Consider the following 21519-nt stretch of genomic DNA (forward strand, 5'->3'; position numbering starts at 1 on the left):
TTCATGATCACGCAACCGGGGCGGCACCTGCCCGGACGACCCTCGACGCATGACCGACACACCTACGATCGTTCCCTTCGACCGCCGGAAGTTCCTGGCGGCGGCGGGCGGCACCACCCTCGGCGCCCTCGCCGCGGGCCAGTTGGCCATGGGCGCCGCTTCCGCCGCCGACGGCGGGACGGGAACCGCCACCGCCGCCACCGGCCCGTCGGCCGTCGTCGACCCGGCCCCCTTCCTGCTCGGTGTCGCCTCCGGCGACCCCGACGAGGACAGCGTCGTGCTGTGGACGCGGCTCGTCACCGACCCGCTCGACGCGGAGACCGGCGGCATGGCACCCGTGCCGGTCAAGGTGAGCTGGGAGCTGGCGCGCGACGAGGAGTTCCTCCACATCGTCGACGACGGGCACACCAACGCCGTCCCGGAGTCCGCGCACAGCGTGCACGTCGAGGCGAGGCACCTGACGCCCGACACCTGGTACTGGTACCGCTTCCAGGTCGACGGGGTCCACAGCCGCGTCGGCCGTACCCGCACCCTGCCGAAGCCCGGGTCCCCGGCCGACCAGCTGCGCTTCGCCTTCGTGTCCTGCCAGAGCTGGGCCGGCGGCCACTTCGCGGCCTACCGCGACCTGGCCGGGCAGGAACTCGACTTCGTCATGCATCTCGGCGACTACATCTACGAGACCGCCGACGGCAGCCTGACCGAGTTCCGCCGGCTGCACGCGCTGTACAAGAGCGCCCCCGAACTCCGCGACGCCCACGCCCGCTTCCCGTTCTTCGTGACCTGGGACGACCACGAGGTCCAGAACAACTACGCGGGCGACGTCCCCGGCGGCGCCGGCGACGGACGGCCGTTCCTGGAGCGCCGTGCCAACGGCTACCAGGCGTACTACGAGCACCTGCCGCTGCGCCGGGAGCAGCGGCCCGAGGGCCCCGACGCGCTGATGTACCGCAGGTTCGACTTCGGGCGGCTCGCCGAGTTCAGCGTCCTCGACACCCGCCAGTACCGCACCGACCAGCCGTGCGGCGACGGCCGGAAGACGCCCTGCGAGGCGGTCGGCGACCCGGCGGCCACCCTCACCGGCCCGGAGCAGGAGAAGTGGCTGCTCCGGGGTCTGCACAAGTCCAGCGCGCAGTGGAACGTCATCGCGCAGCAGACCATCATGGCCGCGTTCGACTACGACCTGGGCCCGTCGAAGATCGTCAACCTCGACCAGTGGGACGGCTACCCCGCCGCCCGCTCGCGGATCCTGGACTTCCTGGACACCGAGCGCCCCCAGAACCCGGTGGTGCTCAGCGGCGACTGGCACACGCACTGGGTCAACGACCTCAAGAAGGACTTCGACGACCCGGCCTCCCGGACCGTCGCCACCGAGTTCGTCGGCACGTCCATCTCCTCGGGCGCCGGCTGGGACGCGGACGTCCGGGCGGGTCTGGCGGCCAACCCGCACGTGAAGTTCTACAACGGCACCTACCGCGGCTATGTGATCTGCGACGTCACACCGGAGCGCTGGCGCGCCGACCTGCGGATCGTGCTGAGCGCCGGCGACGCCGCCTCCCCCGCGTACACGATCGCCGCGTTCGAGGTGCTCGACGGCGTCCCCGGCGCCCGCCGGGTCGACGGCGCGGGCGACGGCCTGTCCGGCCGGATCACCGACAGCGCGACCGGCACCCCGCTCACCAACATGCGCGTCAAGGTGCTGGACTCCGCCGGCAAGGCCGTCGTGTCGAGCACGACCGGCGCGGACGGTGAGTTCCTCGCCTTCGCCGTCCCCGGTGTCTACACCGTCGTGGCCGACGGCGTCGGTTACGACCCCGTCCAGGTGACCGCCACCGTGCAGGACGGCGCGCAGACCCGCGTCACCCTGCGCGCGGACCGCGCGCGGGCGCGCGCCGGCACGGGAACCACCGTCCCCGGCCCCGTGGCCGAGGGCCTGGTCTCCGACCTGGTGATCTCCAACGACCAGCTGGCCATGGCGATCTCGGCCGGTTCCGAGGACTCGCAGCTGACCCCGGTCACCCTCGGCAAGCCGCGCGACATGGCCGCCGTGGGCCACCTGGACCAGATCGACTGGTTCAACCTGCCCTACGCCTCGGCCGCCCAGCCGCGCGGCTCGAACGCCTGGCAGCAGCGCACCGTGAAGTCGACGTCGGTCCAGGTGGTCTCCTCGACCGGCGCCGAGGCCCGGATCCGCGCCACCGGCGCGAGCACCGCGTTCCCGGACGTCGCGGTGGTCACCGAGTACTCCGTCCGCGAGGGCGAGCGCTGGATCACCGCCGAGAGCGTCTTCACCAACCGCGGCACGGTGGCCCGCACCCTGTGGATCGGCGATGTGATCGACCACGACGGAACGGGACAGCGCAGCGGCGTCCCCGGCCACGGCACCATCACCACCGGTACGCCCGCCGACTACGCGCCCACCGCGCCGTGGATCGGCATGACCGGGGCCGACAGCCAGACGTACGGCCTGCTCTACGAGGACACCGCGTTCACCGCGTACGCGTGCGACATCTGGGCGATGAGCCAGCGCCAGGTCACGATCGAGCCGGGGGCGGCCTGGACCCTGCGCCGGCGGATCACCGCGGTCGACAACCGGGCCTCGCTCGACCCGTTCGCCGTGCTGAACACGCTCTGACCGGCCGGGCCGGCGAGGCCGCGCTGCCACCGCCTCGCCGGCCCCGGGTCAGCGCAGCTTCCTGAAGGTTCCCCGCAGGTCGGAGACGAAGGCCTCGGTGTTCTCGTAGTGCACGAAGTGGCCGCCCTTCTCGTGGGCGTTGACGTTGATCGCGTTGAACGCGGCGCGGGTGGGCCCGTTCTCGAAGGCGGCGATGCGCTCCTCGACGGTGCGGACGCCGGGCGGGTAGGCGTCACCGAGGAGGAACGTGAAGCCGGCCGGCGGCTCGACGGTCGGCCGGCGGTCGTGCGAGGGCACCCACGGGTAGCGCACCGCGTTGCGGTACATGCGGATGGACGAGCCGATGGACTCGGTCACCCAGAACGTGGTGGCCTGTGTGAGGACGAAGTCGCGGGGGAAGGCCGCCTCGAAGTCCCCGTTCTTGTCGCTCCACTTCCGCCACCGCTGGAGCAGCCAGGCCAGCATGCCGATCGGCGAGTCGTTCAGACCGTGCGTGAGGGTCGACGCGTCCAGCATGTGCGCGGTGACGTGGGAGACGTACGTGGTGACGAAGTTCTCCATACCCGCGCGCAGTTCCGGTGAGGCGTCGGCGGGGATCGTGGCCCCGTCGGTCACGTCCCAGAACCGCTCGTTGGCGAACATGCCCGGGGGCAGGTCCTGGCCGTAGTGCAGGCCGATGATGCTGTCCGCGTACTTGTGGCCGAGCGCGCTCGCGACCAGGGAGCCGTAGTCGGAGCCCGCCACGGCGTACTTCTCGTAGCCCAGCGTCTGCGTCATCAGCGTGTGCAGGATGTCGGCGATCTTCCAGTAGTTGAGATCGCCCCTGGTGAGCGGGGTGGACCAGGCGAAACCGGGGAGGTTCGGCACGACGACGTCGAAGGCGTCCGCCGCGTCGCCGCCGTGGGCGACGGGGTCCGTCAGCGGGCCGACGACCGGAAGGCTGAACTCACCGGGCCACGGCCAGCCGTGCAGGACCATGACGGGGATCACGTCCGTGCCCTTGCCGCGCTCGTGGACGAAGTGCACGGGCGCGCCGTCGATCTCGACCTTGTGCTGGTGGAAGGAGTTCAGCCGCGCCTCCTGCGCCCGCCAGTCGAACCCGTCGGCCCAGTACTCCACGAGCGGCTTGAGGTAGGCGGTGCTCACCCCGTAGTACTCCTCCTCGTTGTCCAGGTCGTCGAAGAAACGGGTCCTCCTCAGGCGGTCCTTGAGGTCGTCCAGGACGTCCTGCGGGACGTCGATCCGGTACGGGGCGAGCGCGGTGCGCTCGGTGTTCTCGCTCACAGTCGTGCTTCCTTCGCGTAGGGGGGTGGTGGGAGGGGGCGTCGGCCGGCGTCAGTCGCTGAAGTCGAGACGGATCCGGGTCTGCTCGAGCTCGGCGATGAACCAGGACCCGCCGGTCCTGACGAAGCGCACCCGGTAGTGGCCGTAGCCGTGCATGCCCCGGAAGGGAACGGCCTCGGACACGGGGGCGTCCGCGGGGCGGGTCACGATGTCCTCCATCGCCCATACGCCCCGGGCGGCGGTCGCCGAGGCGACGTCGATCTCGTCGGAGAACAAGTGGTGGATCAGGGTGACGCCGGGGCCGCCGCTGGAGCCGACGGTCGCCACGATCTGCTCGCGGCCCTCCATACGCAGCCACACCGAACCGTCCGGCTTGCGCGGGGTGAAGGTGCCGTCCGGCGTGAACAGGCCCGCCAGGTCCTGCCAGCGCTGGTGGTCCGCGTAGCGGACGTAGCGCGCCATCAGACGGCGAAGATCCTCGGTGATGCTCAGACGCTCTGCGGTATCCATGGGTCGACCACCTCTTCTGGACTGGCTGGTCCACCCATCGTGCGGAGAAAAGATTGGACCGGCAAGTCCAGAAATAGGGGGTCTGGAGACACGGCCCCGGACGGCGCGACCGGCTTCATGGTCCGGTCCTCGCCGCATCGCTACCGTTGGGCCATGACCGCGCTGCCCGACTGGATGCGCCCGCCGCGCGCGGAGGGCTGGTTCGCGGAGGACCTGGACCGCCTCCCCGAGGCACCTCGCCACACCGAGCTGATCGACGGAGCACTCGTCTTCCTGCTGGCGCCGCAGCGGGCCTGGCACGGCCGCCTCGTCACCGCCCTGACCGCCACGCTCATGGCGCAGGCACCGGTCGGCTTCGAGGTCGAGCGCGAGATGACGATCCGCCTCGACGCAAGGAACCGCCCCGAGCCGGACCTCTTGCTGACGGACCTGCCCTACGACCCGGACCGCACCTGGTAGGCCCGGAGGACGTCAAGCTCGTCATCGAGGTGGTCTCTCCCGAGTCCGCCCATCGCGACCGCACGGTGAAGCTGCGCAAGTACGCGGAGGCCGGCATCCCGCACTACTGGTGCATCGAGAACGAGGACAGGGCACCCGTCGTCCACGTCTATGAACTCGACTCACCCACCGGCGCCTACGCACCCGCCGGCATCTTCCGAGGCACCCTCCGGCGCCCGGTGCCCTTCGCGATCAGCCTGGACCTGGGCACGCTCACGCCGCCGCGCACCGGCTGAGCCGAGGCCGGCCCCTCGCGCAGTCCGTTCGCCGGATCAGTCGCCGTCGAGGACGAAGAGCGGCTTGGTACCCCGTGCGGGTGCTTCGGCGACCGCGACGGCCTCCGTGAAGCGGTCGAGCGGGAACGGCCGTCCCTGGGGGATCGTCAGCACGCCGTCGGCGACGAGATCGCGCACCTGGGACAGCGCGCGCAGCGCCTCCTCGGGCGAGGCGGTGCCGAACCAGCGGTTCAGCCAGAAGCCCCGGACCGCCTTGGTCTCGTAGATGACCGAGCGTGCCGCCAACGGGATGGTCAGCGCGGCCGGGTCGGTCTGCCGGTGGGTGGAGAGCGCGCCGTAGACCACGACCTCGCCTCCCGGAGCCAGCGCCTGCGACACCTGGGCGCCGACCGGGCCCGCGACGCAGTCGACGGCCTTGCGCACCCCGGCCGGTCCGGCGATCTCGGCCACGCGCCGCACCAGGTCCTCGTCCTCGGTGCAGATGACCTCGTCACCGCCCAGCGCCTTGATCCCCTCGACGGCGTCGCGCCGCCGCACGACATTGATCGTGCGGATGCCCAGGTGCCGGGACAGCTGGATGACGAGCCGGCCGACGGTGGAACCCGCGGCCGTCTGCAGCAGCCACTCCCCCGGCTGGACATCGAGTTCGCGCGTCACGAGGAGCAGCGCGGTCAGCGGATTGACGGCGAGTTGGCAGGCGCTGGAGTCGCTCAGCCCGTCGGGGACCGCCAGGAGCCTTCGTGTGTCGGCGACGAGGTACTCCTGCCATGTGCCGGCCACCGGCGGCCCGGGCACCGCGGGGACTGCGGCAACCACGACCCGCTCGCCGATCGCCGGCCCCTCGGTGTCCGGGCCGAGGGCCTCGACACGGCCCACGCACTCCATGTGGCCGCCCACGACGGGGAATTCGGGGGAGAAACCGTAGCGGCCGCGCAGCACGTGCAGATCACTGGCGTGAATCGGCGTCGCCCGCACACGGATCAACGCCTGACCGGCCTCCGGCGTGGGCACCGGCCGGGACTCCAGCCGCAGGACGTCACCGGGCTCGCCGACCTCGCCGGCCACGAGCGCACGCATGGATGGGGGCATGAGGGGGGACCTTTCGTCTCGCAACGCCCGTCGAACCCGGCGGGCGTTCCGCACAGGAACAATGCTGCGCCGGCATCGTCGTCGGCGCCTCCAGGAATCGGGGCCGGAGAGCCCCCCCTCAACCGCGATCGGCTTCTGCCGTCGCAAGGAACTCCAGCACCTCCGATGAAAGAACCGTAACACGTTTACTTCTGTCAGGGCGGTGAGTCCCTGCCCCGCGCGGACACCTGGCGGAAGCGGCGGCGCGGGCAGGCGAGCCGGCAACCGTCGGGGAAGGGGTGGCGCCGCTCACAGCGGCCAGGCGGTGAGCAGATCGGCGGGGCCGTAGGCGGCGTCAAGGCCCGGAGAGTCGACGCCGCTGCGCGAGACCGCCACGACGGGCACAGGTTCGTCGGTGAGGGCGGCCCGGTGCCGATGGAGAGCGGCCGAGTCGTGCCGGTCGAAGGGCGACCGCTCCAGCCACTTGATGGAACCGACGAAGAGCAGCTCCTTGGCGACAGGGGCGCGGTCCGCCCCGACGATATCGATCTCGATGTCGTTGGTGCGGGTCCAGTAGCCCCCCACCGCGGGGGCTGCCGGCAGCCTGTCGTCGGGCAGTATCCGCGCCAGCGCCTCGCGGACAAGGGGCTCGACGGCCCGGCCACGCCAACTGGTCCAGTTCTCCCGGATCCGCGCCAGGGTCAGATCGCCACGCCCCCGCTCGATCTCCTCCATGGACGGGCCGAGAAATCGCACCCAGAACCGCAGGTACGGATCCGCCACCCGGTAGCGGCGGTCCTTCGACGGACGTGGCGACACGGGCAGTTCCGCGGCGACGATCCGTTTGTCCGTGAGCAGTTCCAGCGCCCGTTGCAGCGGCGTGGCCCCGATCCCACCGGCCGCACGGGCGATGTTGGTGAAGGTCCGTTCGCCACTGCCGATGGCCGCCAGCACCGTGCGCGCCTGTGCCTGCGGGGGGAATTCGGCAGCCTGTGAGCGCTCGGCCGACACCAGCAGGGCCGACACCGGGTCGCTCAGCGCCTCGCCGAGGAAGTCCCACACCCCGGCCCCGTGCGGCCATTCCGCGCAGATCAGCGGCAGCCCGCCGGTGACCAGCGCGGCATCGAAGGCTTCCGCCGGATCCAGTCCGAGCATCCGCCCCACCTCGGCGGGGTTCAGCGGACCCAGGACCATCTCCCGGCCGCGCTGATGGAAGGGGCGTCCGTAGCTGTTCAGTGCCTCCATCATCGACAGGTCGGAGCCGATGAGGACCAGCAGAACCGGCTTGGTCTCCAGGACCCGGTCCCAGGCCCGTTGCAGCATCCCCTCAAAGGCGCCGTCGGCATCCATCAGGTACGGCACCTCGTCGATGACCAGTACGCTCGCCCGGTCCGCGGGAAGCGCCGCGGCCAGCACATCGAACGCGGCGTCCCAGCTCTCCGGCCGCGCGGCGGCCACCACCCCGGCCAACGGCAGCGTCGACGCCTGCGCGTCCCGTGCCAGCCGGGCCAGATCGGCCCGGGGAGACGCACCGGTCGCCGCGTAGAACAGGAACGGCATTCCGGAATGCTCCGCGAACCTCTCGACCAGCCGCGACTTGCCCACCCGGCGCCGCCCGCGCAGCATCACGCACCGACCGGGCCGCTCCCCGCCAACCCCGGTCACGACCTTCTGGAGCTCTCGCTCCAGCGTCGCCAGCTCCTGCCCCCGGCCCACAAAATCGACCACGTCCGCCACCTCCACGGACCACACTAACATTCATGTTAGTAACATGGACGTTAGTAACTTGCCCATGTGGCTCATGTGACCCATGGTCCGAGTCCTGCACGCACACCCCTCGCACTGTCCGCGAACCGCAGGAAGCAGACCCGGAACATGCCCCAGGGAATGAATTCCTCCCGCGCCGCATTTCGGCCTGTTTTCGCGGCCAGATCGGCCCCGGGCACGAGGCGGAGGGGTCCGTCCCGGAATGAGAGGGAAACAGATAAGCCCGCCCCATTTCGCGGGGCGGGCCATTTTTTGTTTCACGCCTTGCCGGAAGACTTCTTCACCTCGCCGGGGACGGTCTTGACGCGAGGGATTCTCAGGCTGAATCCATCGGGACCGCCCCACTCGACCACCAGCCGAGTCGCGTTGAAGGTGGCGGAGGCGTGCATGCTCCCGTCCTTCTTCTTCTCGAACTTGAGGTCCTTGGCGACCTTGACCACCTCGGCCAGGAGCGAGGCCATCTGTCCTTGCGGCGTGTCCTTGATTTCCTTCTTCAGGTCCATGAGCGTTTCCCCCCAAGGGTCGGCACGGCTACCACCGTGACGTTCGTACGGCCCTCAGGCTCCAGGGCCTCTTTTACGGCTCTCGGCCGTACTCCACTGTAGGACATCACGGACCGTACCCGCCAAGGCTTGGGGCAGTCCCACTCCATCGCCTCGAGAGCCGTCATCGCCCGACCCATGGCCTTGAAATTCTCGTTCGCATTTGGCGTGTTCTCATCCGAGGTGAAAACACGCTTCGGCTCGGCATTCAGCGCTTCCCTCGCCTTCCGCTCCGGCCGGAACCGGCACCCCGCCGACCCGCGAAGGGACGATCGCCCACTCCCGCCACTCCCGCTCGGCCTGGACACAGGCAGCCGCCAAGGTGCGCCGGCACTTCCCCGTTCTGGGGGTGGACGCGGGCCGCGCGTACGGCGCCTCCGAGACCCGCTCCCCCGCGCACCGACCGAAGGCACCACGCTGCGGACTCCGTGCGGACCGCAAAGGCCGCCCAACCTGCTCCGTCGCAGGTCAAGCGGCCTTTCGCGGAACGGATCAGACGTTGAAGCGGAACTCCACCACGTCGCCGTCCTGCATGACGTACTCCTTGCCCTCCATGCGGGCCTTGCCCTTGGCGCGGGCCTCGGGGATGGAGCCGCACTCGACCAGGTCGCCGAAGGAGACGATCTCCGCCTTGATGAAGCCCTTCTGGAAGTCGGTGTGGATGACACCGGCGGCCTCGGGGGCGGTGGCGCCCTTCTTGATCGTCCAGGCGCGGGCTTCCTTCGGGCCGGCCGTGAGGTACGTCTGCAGGCCGAGGGTGTCGAAGCCGACGCGGGCGAGGGTGGCGAGACCGGGCTCGTCCTGGCCCATGGACTGCAGGAGTTCCAGGGCCTCCTCGTCGTCGAGCTCGATGAGCTCGGACTCGATCTTGGCGTTGAGGAAGATCGCCTCCGCGGGGGCGACCAGGGCGCGCTGCTCGGCCTTGAAGGCGTCGTCGGTCAGCTCGTCCTCGTCCACGTTGAAGACGTAGAGGAACGGCTTGGTGGTCAGCAGGTGCAGCTCGTGCAGGAGGCCGCCCTTCTCCGTGGCGGCGGTGATGCCGGCGGAGAAGAGGGTGCGGCCGTCCTCGAGGATCTGCTGCGCCTCCTGGACGGCGGCGAGCATCGCCGCCTTCTCCTTCTGGAGACGGGCGTCCTTGGTCAGCCGGGGCAGGACCTTCTCGATGGTCTGCATGTCGGCGAGGATCAGCTCGGTGTTGATCGTCTCGATGTCGTCCTTCGGGGACACCTTGCCGTCGACGTGGACCACGTCCGGGTCGACGAAGGCCCGGATGACCTGGCAGATCGCGTCGGACTCGCGGATGTTCGCGAGGAACTTGTTGCCCAGGCCCGCGCCCTCGCTGGCGCCGCGCACGATGCCCGCGATGTCGACGAAGTCGACCGTCGCCGGGAGCTTGCGCTGCGAGTCGAAGATCTTCGCGAGCGTGTCCAGGCGGGGGTCGGGGACACCGACGACACCGACGTTGGGCTCGATCGTGGCGAACGGGTAGTTGGCCGCCAGCACGTCGTTCTTGGTCAGGGCGTTGAACAGGGTCGACTTGCCGACGTTCGGCAGGCCGACGATTCCGATCGTGAGCGACACGTGACGACTTCCCGTAGCGAGGTGGGTGGAGGGCCCGTGCGCCCGGGGCGGGCGGGGACGGACCGATCCACCAGTCTACGGAAGCGGGAGACCCCCGGAGGCTCCGGCGGCCCGCCTCGCCCCCTGTGGGGCTGAAAAGTCGTGTCCTGCCCCTGTTTCCCCCCTGCCGGGAGCCTACGTTGGGTGCGTGGACCAACACAGTGCGCGCACGCCGCACAACAACGGTGCCGTGACGCGGCCGGCCAGACCGGCCGAGCGTCCGGCGCGCAGGCCCGCGGGGGCGACCGCCGTGGGCGGAGGTCCGCGCCGCGGCCCGTTGTGGGGGGTGCGGCGGGGACAGAGCGAGTCCCGTCTGACGGGACTCGGCACCGGGGTCTTCATCACGCTGACCGCCCTGTGCGGCGGCGCCGTGGACTCCCTGGTGAACGGCGAGCCGGGCACGCTGTTCGGCGTCGTCTTCCTGCTGGCCTGCATCGCCGGCGGCGTGTGGGTGCGGCCGTACGACCTGTCGGCGGCGCCGGTGAGCGCGCCCATCGCCTTCACCATCGCGCTGGCCGTGACCGCCGACGGCGGCGGCGGGCTGACCGGGCACGTAATGGCGCTGCTCACCGGGCTCGCGACGCTGACCGGCTGGCTGTACGGCGGCACGGTGTGCGCCGCCGTGATCACGGCCGTGCGGAAGGTGGCGTACGTGACGCGGGCGCGGCGCGCGGAACGCCGCTGACAGCGCCCGTACGCACCCGCGTCCGCGCCCGGACCGCTATCCGGCGGCGGTGGTGGCGACCGCCGCGGCCGCCGCCATGCCCGCGCCGACGATGCCCGCGTTGTTCTGCAGCGCGGCCGGCACGATCTCCGCCTCGATGCCCTCGATGAGCGGCAGGAACTTGTCCGCCTTGCGGCTCACGCCGCCGCCGATCACGAACAGCTCGGGCGAGAAGAGCATCTCGACGTGCGCGAGGTACTTGTTGACCCGGCGCGCCCAGTGCTCCCAGCTGAGCTCCTCGTCCTCCTTGGCCTTGGTGGAGGCGCGTTTCTCCGCCTCGTGCCCGTGCAGCTCCAAGTGGCCCAGCTCGGAGTTGGGCAGCAGCTTGCCGTCCACGAACACGGCGCTGCCGATGCCCGTGCCGAGCGTCAGCATGATGACCGTGCCCGAGCGGCCGCGCCCCGCGCCGTACGCCATCTCGGCCATGCCCGCCGCGTCGGCGTCGTTGAGCAGCGTCACGGGCAGGCCGACCCGCTCGGAGAGCAGGCCGGCCGCGTCCATGCCTATCCAGCCCTTGTCGACGTTGGCCGCCGTGCGCGTGACCCCGTGCGTCACCACACCGGGGAACGTCGCGCCGATCGGTCCCTGCCAGCCGAAATGGGTGACGACCTGCTTGACGCAGTCCGCCACCGCGTCGGGCGTCGCGGGATGCGGAGTGAGCACTTTGCAGCGCTCCTCCGCCAGATCGCCGCGATCCAGGTCGACCGGGGCGCCCTTGATCCCCGAACCGCCGATGTCCACACCGAAAACGCTCATGGCCCAACGCTACGACGTGGGAAGGACGATCACCCCTCGGACGGCGGACCCGCCTGCTCGGGGGCGGTCCCGGCGGCCGGGGCGGCGGCCACCTTGGCGGCGGCCTCGGCGCGCAGGTCGCGGCGGAGCTCCTTGGGCAGCGAGAAGACGATCGACTCCTCGGCGGCCTTGACGATCTCGACGTCCTCGAAGCCGCGCTGCGACAGCCACTCCAGCACCTGCTCGACCAGCACGTCGGGAACGGAGGCACCGGAGGTGACGCCGACCGTGGAGACGCCCTCCAGCCAGGCCTCGTCGATCTCGGCGGCGAAGTCCACGAGGTACGCCTCGCGGGCGCCCGCCAGCTTGGCGACCTCGACCAGGCGGACGGAGTTGGAGGAGTTGCGGGAGCCGACGACGATCACCAGGTCGGCCTCGGCGCCCATCTGCTTCACCGCCAGCTGGCGGTTCTGCGTGGCGTAGCAGATGTCGTCGCTGGGCGGCGAGATGAGCTGCGGGAACTTCTCCTTGAGCGCGTCGACCGTCTCCATGGTCTCGTCCACGGACAGCGTCGTCTGGGAGAGCCAGACCACCTTGGAGGGGTCCCGGACCTCGACCTTGGCGACGTCGGCCGGGCCGTCGACCAGCGTGATGTGGTCGGGGGCCTCGCCGGAGGTGCCGATGACCTCCTCGTGGCCCTCGTGGCCGATCAGCAGGATGTCGAAGTCCTCGTTGGCGAAGCGGACGGCCTCCTTGTGGACCTTGGTCACCAGGGGGCAGGTCGCGTCGATGGTGGCGAGCCTGCCGCGCTCGGCCTCCTCGTGGACGACGGGCGCCACACCGTGCGCGGAGAACATCACGATCGACCCCTCGGGGACCTCCGCCGTCTGCTCGACGAAGATCGCGCCCTTCTTCTCCAGGGTCTGCACGACGTACTTGTTGTGGACGATCTCGTGGCGGACGTAGATCGGGGCCCCGTACTGTTCCAGGGCCTTCTCGACGGCGATCACGGCGCGGTCCACGCCGGCGCAGTAGCCACGGGGGGCGGCGAGCAGGACCCGTCGGGCAGCAGCAGTCATGTGCCCATCGTACGGGGCGTGACCGAGGTCATCGGCCCCGCCGGGGGCGCCCGCGGCGGGCCGCGCGCAGCAGTCCGGGCAGCCCTCCCGCGAGCACCGCCGCGGCCACCGCCGTCAGGCAGCCGAAGCAGCCGCAGCCGGGGCCGCGGCGCCCGATGCGGAAGCCGCCGCCGACGCGCGGCGGCCGCGGCGGCGGCGGGCCGTGTGAGCGCATGGGGACCTCCCGGGCACGGGGCGCATGGGGCTGCGATCCAGCGTGCGGCGTCCGCGGGAGGACGGACAGCGGTGGACGCCATTCGGGTCTGCGGCGGGACCGGCCGCTGCCCCGGGGCCGGAGCAATCCCGCCCGGGGCGGGGTCACTGTCCGTGGCGGGGGCTAGTCTCGGCGTATGGCTCTGAACACGTCCGCGGAGGCGCCGATCCCGGTCGGCGAGGTGTCGCGGCTGATCGGCGGCTGGATCGACCGGCTCGGCGCGGTGTGGGTGGAGGGGCAGATCACCCAGCTGTCCCGGCGCCCCGGCGCGGGCGTGGTCTTCCTGACGCTGCGCGATCCGTCGCACGACATCTCGCTGAGCGTGACCTGCCGCCGCGCCGTCTTCGACGCCTTCGACGGGGCGGTCGGCGAGGGCGCGCGGGTCGTCGTGCAGGCCCGGCCGGAGTGGTACGCGCCGCGGGGACAGTTGTCGCTGCGGGCTTCGGAGATCCGCCCGATAGGGATCGGCGACCTGCTGCTGCGGCTGGAGCAGCTGAAGAAGCGGCTGGCCGGCGAGGGTCTGTTCGCGCTGGAGCGCAAGCGGCCGCTGCCCTTCCTGCCGCAGCTGATCGGCCTGGTGTGCGGCCGTGCCTCGGCCGCGGAGCGCGACGTGCTGGAGAACGCGCGGCTGCGCTGGCCGGCCGTCCGTTTCGAGGTGCGCAATGTGCCGGTGCAGGGGGCGTACGCGGTCCCGCAGGTGATCGAGGCGGTGCAGGGGCTCGACGCGCACCCCGGCGTCGACGTGATCATCGTGGCGCGCGGCGGCGGCAGTGTGGAGGACCTGCTGCCGTTCTCCGACGAGCGGCTGGTGCGGGCGGTCGCCGAGTGCCGTACACCGGTGGTGTCCGCGATCGGGCACGAGCCGGACACCCCGCTGCTGGACCTGGTCGCGGACCTGCGCGCCTCGACGCCGACCGACGCCGCCAAGCGCGTCGTCCCGGACGTGGGCGAGGAGCTGACCCGGGTCGGGCAGTTGCGGGACCGCTCCCTGCGGGTGGTGCGCGGGCTGCTGGACCGCGAGGAGCGGGGGCTGGCGGCGGCGATGAGCCGTCCGTCGATGGCGCGTCCGCGGCTGATGGTCGAGGAGCGCGAGGAGCAGGTGGCGGCGCTGCTGGAGCGTTCGCGGCGGCATCTGCGGCACCGCCTGGACCGCGCGGACGACGAGCTGGCGCACACCCGGGCCCGGGTGGTCGCGCTCTCCCCCGCGGCGACGCTGCAGCGCGGGTACGCCGTCCTGCAGCGGGAGGACGGCGGGGTCGTGCGGGCCGCCGGCGAGGTGGCCGACGAGGAGAAGCTGCGGGCCCGGGTCGCCGACGGCGAGTTCACGGTCCGCGTCACGCGCTGAGCCGGCTCCGGCGTGCGGCGCCGGGCGGCCCCGTCCTGTCCTAGGGCGTGTTTCGAAAGTAGCGCCGGCCGCCCGGAGGGCGGGTCCCGCGGGGTCTGGTGCGGTGCATCGCAAGGCGGAGAGTCGTCCTCGTAGTGGGCTACTCGGACGATTCGACAACGCAGCGAGGTGCCGTGCCAGGCGTCGCGGGATGGGGGCACCTCCCAGCGGTAGCTGGGGGAGGGACTTTCGAAACACGCCCTAGGGCGGCCCTAGTCTGGTGCCATGGCTGATCAGGACACGCTGGGGTACGAGCAGGCCCGCGACGAGCTCGTCGACGTCGTCCGCCGACTGGAGGCGGGCGGTTCGACGCTGGAGGAGTCCCTCGCCCTGTGGGAACGCGGCGAGGAGCTCGCCAAGGTGTGCCGCAACTGGCTGGAGGGCGCCCGCGCGCGCCTGGACGCGGCCCTCGCGGAGGAGTCGGACGACGCGGTGCAAGGTGCGGCCGGGGCGTCCGGCGCGGCCGAGGAGGAGTAGCGGGGGGGCGTCGTGACGGTGCTCACGGGGCGGGCATCCCGGAATAGTTGAATCTTCACCTATGTTGGAGGGAGAGTTCGACGCCGCCCCGACGGGGCGGTTCCCCACAGCCCCCCGAGGTACCCGATGACCCTCCAGCTCGACACCGCCGCACAGAACCTTCTCTTCCGCGACGCGCGCACCGCCAACACCTTCACCACCGAGCCGGTGACCGACGAGCAGGTCCAGGACGTGTACGACCTGGTGAAGTACGCGCCCACCGCCTACAACCAGCAGCCGCTGCGCATCGTGCTGGTCCGCTCCGCGGAGAGCCGCGAGCGCCTGGTCGGGCTCATGAACGAGGGCAACCGGGCGAAGACCTCCACGGCGCCGCTGGTGGCCATCCTGGCCGCGGACAACGAGTTCCACGAGGAGCTGCCGGTGCAGTTCCCGGCCTTCCCGCAGGCCAAGGACATGCTCTTCGGCGAGCGCCCGGTCCGCGAGCAGTCCGCCGCCTTCAACGCCGCGCTCCAGGTCGGCTACTTCATCCTCGGGGTGCGCGCCGCGGGCCTGGCCGCGGGCCCGATGACCGGCTACAACGCCGACGCCATCAACAAGGAGTTCTTCCCCGACGGCGACCACTCCGTGCTCGCCGTGGTGAACATCGGCAAGGCGGGCGAGAACGCCTGGCGCGCGCGCTCGCCGCGACTGCCCTACGACGAGGTCGTCACCACCGTCTGAGACACCTCCGGACCCCGACCCCTTCCGGGGGGCCGGGAGATCGTCCGGACCTACTGGCCGCTGCGCTCCTGGAGCGCGGCGGCCAGTTCCGCGAGGCGGTCGGCCGGGGCCGTACCGGTGACCATCGTGGTCACCCCGCCCTTCTGCCGCACCAGGGCGTCGTACTTGGGGCCCTCGTAGCGGTCCCAGGTCTCGCCGCCGACGGTGCGCGTGCCGCTCTTGCGCGCGTCGTGGCTCACGGACGCGACGAACGCCTCCGCGTCCGCGTTGCTCTGCTCGACGGCCGCGTACTCGTTCTGCGGGTCGACGAAGCCGAGGTGCCAGTGCACGGCCTTCGGGTTCGTGTCCTCGTACGTCACCGAGGTCGCCCGCCAGCCCTTGCCGAGCCCCTCGGGGGCCGCGACCGGGTACGGGGCGCTGCGGCGGGCCTGGTCGAGCTCGACCCGGTAGCCGACCACCTGGACGGGGTCGTGGTTCTCGTCGTGCGGGATGAAGAACCAGATGATCCCGACCACGACGCCGATCGCCGCCATCGAGAGCACCATGTCCCGCACTGTTTCCGTGCCGCGCTTCTTTGCCACGCCCCCTATGGTCCCTCATGCCCCGGAGCGTCCCGGCGCCCGGGTCCCGCACCCGCGTGCCCGCGCTCATGTGACGGGCCCCCTGCTCATCCTGGCACCTGGCGGATAAGGTCGTACCACCCTCTTTTCCGGCCGTCCTCGTACAGAAAGGTGCGCTGTGATGACCGAGCAGCACGAGAACCACACCATGCCGCCGCAGCTCGAAGTGAGTCCCGAGGCCCCCGACCGCAACCTCGCCCTCGAACTGGTGCGGGTCACCGAGGCCGCCGCGATGGCCGCCGGCCGCTGGGTGGGCCGGGGCGACAAGAACGGGGCGGACGGCGCGGCCGTCAAGGCCATGCGCACCCTGGTCTCGACCGTGTCGATGAACGGCGTCGTCGTCATCGGCGAGGGCGAGAAGGACGAGGCGCCGATGCTCTTCAACGGGGAGCGGATCGGCGACGGGACCGGCGCGGAGTGCGACATCGCCGTGGACCCGATCGACGGGACGACGCTCACCGCCAAGGGCATGCCCAACGCCGTCGCCGTCCTCGCCGCCGCCGACCGCGGCGCGATGTACGACCCCTCGGCCGTCTTCTACATGGACAAGCTGGTCACCGGCCCCGAGGCCGCCGACTTCGTCGACATCACCGCCCCGCCGTCGGTGAACATCCGGCGGGTCGCCAAGGCCAAGGGCGGCGCCCCCGAGGACGTGACCGTCGTGGTGCTCGACCGGCCGCGGCACGACGGCCTGGCCAAGGAGATCCGCGAGACCGGCGCGCGGATCACGTTCATCTCCGACGGCGATGTCGCGGGCGCCATCATGGCCGTGCGCGAGGGCACCGGCGTCGACCTGCTGATGGGCATCGGCGGCACACCGGAGGGCATCATCGCGGCCTGCGCGATCAAGTGCCTCGGCGGCACGATCCAGGGCAGGCTCTGGCCCAAGGACGACGCCGAGCGGCAGCGCGCCCTCGACGCCGGCCACGACCTCGACCGGGTCCTGCACACGGACGACCTCGTCAAGGGCGACAACGTGTTCTTCGTCGCCACCGGCATCACCGACGGCGAGCTGCTGCGGGGGGTGCGCTACCGCGCCGAGACCGCGACCACCCAGTCGCTGGTCATGCGCTCCAAGTCCGGCACGATCCGGCAGATCGACTCCACGCACCGGCTGTCGAAGCTGCGCGCCTACAGCACGATCGACTTCGACCGCGCGCGCTGACCGGCTCCCGGCCGGAGGGCGGCCCGGCCAGAGCGCTGCCGGAACAGCAGGACCCATCCGGCGACACTGACCAGCCCGGGGGTGATCAGCCGGTAGAGGAGATCGGCGGCGGTGGCGGGGATCGTGGCCACCCCGCCGTGGTGCAGGGTGAGCACCAGGGCCGCGTCGAGAGTGCCGAGCCCGGCGGGCAGCAGGGGCATGGCGGACGCGGCCGTCATCGCGGCGACATAGGCGAGCACCACCGTGGCGAGCGTGGGCGACGCCCCGACGGCATGGCACACGGCGAGCAGGCACACGAGGTCCGCGGACCAGTTGCCCAGGGCCAGGCCGAGTCCCCGCGCCCAGAAACGGGCCGGCGGGTCCATGGCGGCCAGCTCGTCGAGCAGCCCTTCGGCGGACCGCGGCTCCGTGACGTTGCGGCGCAGCCGGTGCCACAGGCGGAGGAGGGCGCCCACGGGGCGCCGCAGCACGGCGGGGTGGTGGAGCAGCGCGAGTGCGGCGCAGGCGAGGGCGGCGGTCGCGAGGACGTGGACCGCGACCGGGAGGAGCTGTGAGCCGTCCCCCGCCAGGGTGTGTCCGACCCCGGCGAGCACGGCGAGCGCGATCGTGCTGAGGACGCCGGTCGCCGCGTGGACGAAGCCGATCTGAGGTGCGCTGGCGCCCCACGCGCGCATGCGGCGGGTCCGGTAGGTGAGCGAGATCAGGGTCCCGCCGGGCAGGCTCGCGCTCAGGGCGTTCCCGGCGAACACCGTGGCGGCGGCCGAACCGATGGTGACCCGCAGCCCGCCGGTGCCGAGCGCGAACCGTTGAAGGCGCGCGAACGCCATCATGGACACCGCCTCGGCGGCGAGCGCCGGCAGCAGCCACCGCAGGTGGGCGTGGGTCAGCTGCCCCGCCGCCTGGCGCGCGTAGGGGGCCACCCACACCAGCTCGGTTCCCACCACACCCACCACGGCGCAAGCGGTCAGTACCGTACGCCGGCGCGAACGCGGGGCCGTGCGCTCGCTCATCGCGCCGTGGGCCAGGCGGGCAGCAGGCGGACGGGACCTTCGAGATGCATGCGGCACCGCGTGTGCGCGGGCAGGGCCAGGCCCCACAGGCCCGCGTAGAAGTGCACGTCGACGCCGAGGCGGCCGGCGAGGTCGAGCCGGACCACGGGCGCGGTGTCGGTGACGCCGTTGAGGGTGAGCAGGGCGATGAGCGGCTGAAGGGTGCCGTTCCCGTCCCGGGGGCTGCTGGGCACCAGGCGCAACTCTGCTGCTGAATCGGCGAGTTGACGCCCCAGATCCGTCCGCTTCCACCAGGAGCGCCGCGAGGGCCCGGCTTCGTCGGCGTCGGACACCCGGAACCGCACCAGACCGCCCGCCGGGCCCCGGACGGCGTCGCGGACGAGGAAGGCCTCGTCCACGCGCAGTGGCAGGTACGAGGACACATGGCCGCGACGGCGGCTGCGCAGCCAGCTTCCGGTGCCGCGATGGGCACCGCTGACGCCGCTGCCGTCCGCGCCCTTCGGCGGCTTGGGCTCGACGGCCGAGCGGTCGGTGCCGTCGTTCGGGGACGGGGGCGGAGGCGGAGAGGCATCGATCACGGGGCTACCTGAGGGCGTGGAGGGAGACGGGGTGGCCCGGAGAGCGACCGGCGACCGGCCTTCCGGGGATGGCACGCGCGGCCCGGGGCCGCTGAGGGCACGGGACGCCGCATGCGCCGTGCGGCGGCGTCACGCCATGGCCGCGGGCTGCCGGGCGAGCCAGTCCCGGGTGAGTGAGTAACCGGCCCGGACCAGGTGCGGCGTGTCCCGGAAGTCGACGAGGCTGACGACCTCGGTGGTGGCCGCGGGCAGCCGGAGGACCGACCCGTGGACGGCGGCCAGGTCCCGTCTCTCGCGCTCCACCAGGATCTGGCCCACCGCCCGGTAGGCGGCCATCAGGGCCGCGTGGGCGTGATGGCCGGTCTGCTCGGTGACGGCGGAGGGCAGCACGTAGATGGTGGTCGCGCCGAGCGCTTCCGCCTGGAGCACCGGCGTGTCCGCCGACACGCCGCCGTCGATGAGGCGGCGCTCCCCGATGCGCACCGGGGGGTACAGCCCCGGGAAGGCCGACGAGGCCAGCAGCGCCGGGACGGCGTCGCCCCGGGACAGCACGACGGCGGCCCCGGTGTCGATGTCGGTCGTCACGACGTGCACGGGCACGGCGGCGTCCTCGAGGCGCGCCACGCCGATCCCGTCCCGTAGCAACCGCCTCAGCGCCGCGCTCGACACCGCCGCCTCACCCCGGCCCAGGGCGGCCCTGATCAGGGTGCTCGGCGCTATCGGTGCGACGTTGCGGCGCCTGAGGCCCAGCCACAGCGCCTCCAGCCTGTCGAGGCCCTCGATGCCCGGGTCGGCCGCGAAGGCGGCGCCGTTGAGCGCGCCGGCCGAGGATCCCACGACGAGATCGGGAGTGATGCCTGCCTCGGTGAGTGCCCGCAGTGCCCCGACCTGTGCCGCGCACAGACTGCCGCCGCCCTGCAGCACGAACGCCACGGTGCCGGACGGCGCCTGCCCGGTCCCCGCGGGCGCTGCCGGCGCTTGGCCGTCCAGCGGGACCTGACGCGGGATCATGCCCGATCCGCCGGTGTGCACGGCAGTCATGGCACTGCGCCTCCCTCCCCTTCAGGGAACGGTCATTCCATGTGAGCGCTGCCCATCCTGCGCCTCCGGTGAGGGTTGAGTCAAGACGAATGTTCGTTTTCTTTATGTTCCGCGGGGCGCGGCCGATGCCCTGCCGGCGTCAGACCCCGCGCATCGGCCCGCCCCGGGGCCGCAGATAGACCGCCCAGGTCACCACCGAGCACACGGCGTACGCCGCCAGGAAGGCCCAGTAGGCCGGATCGCCGCTCTCGCCGTGCAGGAACGACTGCCGGAACGCGAGGTTCACCAGCACCCCGCCGAAAGCGCCGATCGCGCCCGCCAGCCCGATGAGCGCCGACGTGCGGCGGCGCGCGTCCCGCTCGGCGGTCTCCGCGTCCGCGCCGGCCGCGACCGCGGCGTGCGCCCTGGCCCGGAAGACCGCCGGGATCATGCGGTAGGTCGAGCCGTTGCCGAGCCCGCTCAGCACGAACAGGGCGACGAAGCCCACCAGGAAGACCGGCAGCGACTCCCTCCGCGACGCGGCCAGCACCACGCCCACGCCCGCGGCCATCGCGGCGAAGGTCCACAGTGTCACCCTGGCACCGCCCCAGCGGTCCGCCAGCCTTCCGCCCACCGGCCGCACCAGCGACCCCAGCAGAGGTCCCAGGAAAGTGAGGTACGCCGCCTTCACGGGCGTGTCGAACTGCTCGTGGAACTGGACCTGGAGGACGAGGCCGAAGGCGAAACCGAAGCCGATGAACGAGCCGAAGGTGCCGATGTAGAGCAGGGACACCACCCAGCTGTGCGGGTCCCTCGCCACCTCCCGCAGCGCCCGCCCGTCGTTCCTCGCCGACGCCAGGTTGTCCATCCTCAGCGCCGCGCCCAGCGCGGCCAGCACGATCAGCGGCACGTAGACCAGCGGCACCAGGCGCGGCTGCGCCGCGCCCGCCGTGGCGATCACCGACAGGCCCACCAACTGCACCACCGGCACGCCCAGGTTACCGCCGCCCGCGTTGACACCGAGTGCCCAGCCCTTGAGCCGCTGCGGGTAGAACGCGTTGATGTTCGCCATCGAGGACGCGAAGTTGCCGCCGCCGACGCCCGCCGCGCACGCCACGGCGAGCAGGGTGCCGTACGAGACCCCCGGCCGCAGCACGACCCCGGCCAGCACCGTCGGGACCAGCAGCAACAGGGCGCTGAACACCGTCCAGTTGCGGCCGCCGAACCTCGCCACCGCGAAGGTGTACGGCAGGCGCAGGGCCGCGCCGACCGCCGTCGGCAGCGCGGCCAGCGTGAACTTGCCCGCCGCGTCGATGTGGTATTCGGGCCCGAGGAAGAGCAGCAGCACCGACCACATGCTCCACACCGAGAAGCCGATGTGCTCCGACAGGACGGACAGGACCAGGTTGCGGCGTGCGACCGCGGCCCCGGACCGCTCCCAGAACTCCTCGTCCTCCGGGCGCCAGTCCGTGATGGCGCGCGACCGGCTCGCGCCCGCGACGGTGGCCGCGTCCTTGGCGGAGCCCTCTTCCGTGACGACCGTGCTCATGCGCTGTCACCCGATCCTGTGTGTGGGGGAGTAGTGCCTCCGGCGCCG

20 protein-coding genes and 1 pseudogene are annotated in these 21519 nt (G+C 71.9%); 7 read left to right on the forward strand and 14 right to left on the reverse strand.

The window, feature by feature from the left end:
• Positions 1 to 49: 49 nt before the first annotated feature.
• Entirely contained in the window at positions 50 to 2632 is a 2583-nt protein-coding gene (locus ABZ883_RS38080; RefSeq protein WP_360915055.1) for an alkaline phosphatase D family protein, read from the forward strand.
• 48 nt (positions 2633 to 2680) lie between these two features.
• On the opposite strand, the gene ABZ883_RS38085 is transcribed toward ABZ883_RS38080, so the two are convergent.
• A complete protein-coding gene (locus ABZ883_RS38085; protein WP_360915058.1) occupies positions 2681 to 3916 on the reverse strand; it encodes an epoxide hydrolase in 1236 nt (411 codons plus the stop codon).
• A gap of 51 nt (positions 3917 to 3967) precedes the next feature.
• Positions 3968 to 4426: a nuclear transport factor 2 family protein gene (locus ABZ883_RS38090; protein WP_360915061.1), complete on the reverse strand. Its 459-nt coding sequence runs from the start codon at positions 4424 to 4426 to the stop codon at positions 3968 to 3970.
• A 153-nt stretch (positions 4427 to 4579) separates the two neighbouring features.
• On the opposite strand from ABZ883_RS38090, the pseudogene ABZ883_RS38095 reads away from it, so the two are divergent.
• Positions 4580 to 5160: pseudogene (locus ABZ883_RS38095) on the forward strand (Uma2 family endonuclease).
• 36 nt (positions 5161 to 5196) lie between these two features.
• Here ABZ883_RS38095 and ABZ883_RS38100 read toward each other — a convergent pair.
• The 4 genes from ABZ883_RS38100 to ychF all read right to left on the reverse strand — a co-directional run bounded on the left by ABZ883_RS38100 (position 5197) and on the right by ychF (position 10118).
• Positions 5197 to 6249 (reverse strand): zinc-dependent alcohol dehydrogenase family protein, encoded by a 1053-nt coding sequence (locus tag ABZ883_RS38100; RefSeq protein ID WP_360915064.1) that lies wholly within the window; start codon positions 6247 to 6249, stop codon positions 5197 to 5199.
• A gap of 288 nt (positions 6250 to 6537) precedes the next feature.
• Entirely contained in the window at positions 6538 to 7956 is a 1419-nt protein-coding gene (locus tag ABZ883_RS38105; protein ID WP_360915067.1) for a DUF234 domain-containing protein, read from the reverse strand.
• Positions 7957 to 8252: 296 nt separating this feature from the next.
• A complete protein-coding gene (locus ABZ883_RS38110; RefSeq protein WP_360915070.1) occupies positions 8253 to 8498 on the reverse strand; it encodes a hypothetical protein in 246 nt (81 codons plus the stop codon).
• Positions 8499 to 9029: 531 nt separating this feature from the next.
• Positions 9030 to 10118 carry a redox-regulated ATPase YchF gene (ychF, locus tag ABZ883_RS38115; protein ID WP_360915073.1) on the reverse strand — a complete coding sequence of 363 codons (1089 nt, stop codon included), beginning with the start codon at positions 10116 to 10118 and terminating at the stop codon, positions 9030 to 9032.
• A gap of 187 nt (positions 10119 to 10305) precedes the next feature.
• Between ychF and ABZ883_RS38120 the strand changes: the two genes are divergently transcribed.
• Positions 10306 to 10842, forward strand: a complete 537-nt coding sequence (locus ABZ883_RS38120; protein ID WP_360915076.1) for a DUF6542 domain-containing protein — start codon at positions 10306 to 10308, stop codon at positions 10840 to 10842.
• A 36-nt stretch (positions 10843 to 10878) separates the two neighbouring features.
• Here the strand turns inward: ABZ883_RS38120 and ppgK are convergent, their stop codons facing one another.
• From ppgK to ABZ883_RS38135, 3 genes are read right to left on the reverse strand one after another with little or no spacing between them, the layout of a single operon-like run.
• Positions 10879 to 11637 carry a polyphosphate--glucose phosphotransferase gene (gene ppgK / locus ABZ883_RS38125; RefSeq protein ID WP_360915079.1) on the reverse strand — a complete coding sequence of 253 codons (759 nt, stop codon included), beginning with the start codon at positions 11635 to 11637 and terminating at the stop codon, positions 10879 to 10881.
• A 29-nt stretch (positions 11638 to 11666) separates the two neighbouring features.
• Positions 11667 to 12695, reverse strand: coding sequence for a 4-hydroxy-3-methylbut-2-enyl diphosphate reductase (locus tag ABZ883_RS38130; RefSeq protein ID WP_360915082.1), 1029 nt, complete (start codon positions 12693 to 12695; stop codon positions 11667 to 11669).
• A 28-nt stretch (positions 12696 to 12723) separates the two neighbouring features.
• Positions 12724 to 12909, reverse strand: a complete 186-nt coding sequence (locus ABZ883_RS38135; protein WP_360915085.1) for a hypothetical protein — start codon at positions 12907 to 12909, stop codon at positions 12724 to 12726.
• A gap of 175 nt (positions 12910 to 13084) precedes the next feature.
• Here ABZ883_RS38135 and xseA point away from each other — a divergent pair, with 175 nt between their 5' ends.
• From xseA to ABZ883_RS38150, 3 genes are all read left to right on the forward strand, one after another.
• Positions 13085 to 14293, forward strand: coding sequence for an exodeoxyribonuclease VII large subunit (xseA, locus tag ABZ883_RS38140; protein ID WP_360915088.1), 1209 nt, complete (start codon positions 13085 to 13087; stop codon positions 14291 to 14293).
• Positions 14294 to 14557: 264 nt separating this feature from the next.
• Positions 14558 to 14809 (forward strand): exodeoxyribonuclease VII small subunit, encoded by a 252-nt coding sequence (locus ABZ883_RS38145; RefSeq protein WP_360915091.1) that lies wholly within the window; start codon positions 14558 to 14560, stop codon positions 14807 to 14809.
• Between the two features lie 126 nt (positions 14810 to 14935).
• The gene (locus ABZ883_RS38150; RefSeq protein WP_360915094.1) at positions 14936 to 15529 is read left to right on the forward strand and encodes a malonic semialdehyde reductase; all 594 of its coding nucleotides are present in this window, start codon (positions 14936 to 14938) and stop codon (positions 15527 to 15529) included.
• A gap of 50 nt (positions 15530 to 15579) precedes the next feature.
• On the opposite strand, the gene ABZ883_RS38155 is transcribed toward ABZ883_RS38150, so the two are convergent.
• A complete protein-coding gene (locus ABZ883_RS38155) occupies positions 15580 to 16110 on the reverse strand; it encodes a DUF4245 domain-containing protein (RefSeq protein WP_360915097.1) in 531 nt (176 codons plus the stop codon).
• A 160-nt stretch (positions 16111 to 16270) separates the two neighbouring features.
• Between ABZ883_RS38155 and glpX the strand changes: the two genes are divergently transcribed.
• A complete protein-coding gene (glpX, locus tag ABZ883_RS38160; RefSeq protein ID WP_360915100.1) occupies positions 16271 to 17314 on the forward strand; it encodes a class II fructose-bisphosphatase in 1044 nt (347 codons plus the stop codon).
• Here glpX and ABZ883_RS38165 read toward each other — a convergent pair.
• From ABZ883_RS38165 to ABZ883_RS38180, 4 genes are all read right to left on the reverse strand, one after another.
• Entirely contained in the window at positions 17281 to 18255 is a 975-nt protein-coding gene (locus tag ABZ883_RS38165; protein ID WP_360915103.1) for a YbhN family protein, read from the reverse strand. The two genes, glpX and ABZ883_RS38165, sit on opposite strands and share 34 nt — an antisense overlap.
• A gap of 65 nt (positions 18256 to 18320) precedes the next feature.
• Complete coding sequence (locus tag ABZ883_RS38170; protein WP_360915106.1) at positions 18321 to 18902, reverse strand: hypothetical protein; 582 nt, start codon at positions 18900 to 18902, stop codon at positions 18321 to 18323.
• 129 nt (positions 18903 to 19031) lie between these two features.
• Positions 19032 to 19943, reverse strand: a complete 912-nt coding sequence (locus tag ABZ883_RS38175; protein WP_360915109.1) for a patatin-like phospholipase family protein — start codon at positions 19941 to 19943, stop codon at positions 19032 to 19034.
• A 139-nt stretch (positions 19944 to 20082) separates the two neighbouring features.
• Complete coding sequence (locus tag ABZ883_RS38180; RefSeq protein ID WP_360915111.1) at positions 20083 to 21471, reverse strand: nitrate/nitrite transporter; 1389 nt, start codon at positions 21469 to 21471, stop codon at positions 20083 to 20085.
• Positions 21472 to 21519 lie beyond the last annotated feature (48 nt).

This window comes from Streptomyces sp. NPDC046977, from assembly GCF_040644455.1.
Lineage (GTDB): Bacteria > Actinomycetota > Actinomycetes > Streptomycetales > Streptomycetaceae > Actinacidiphila.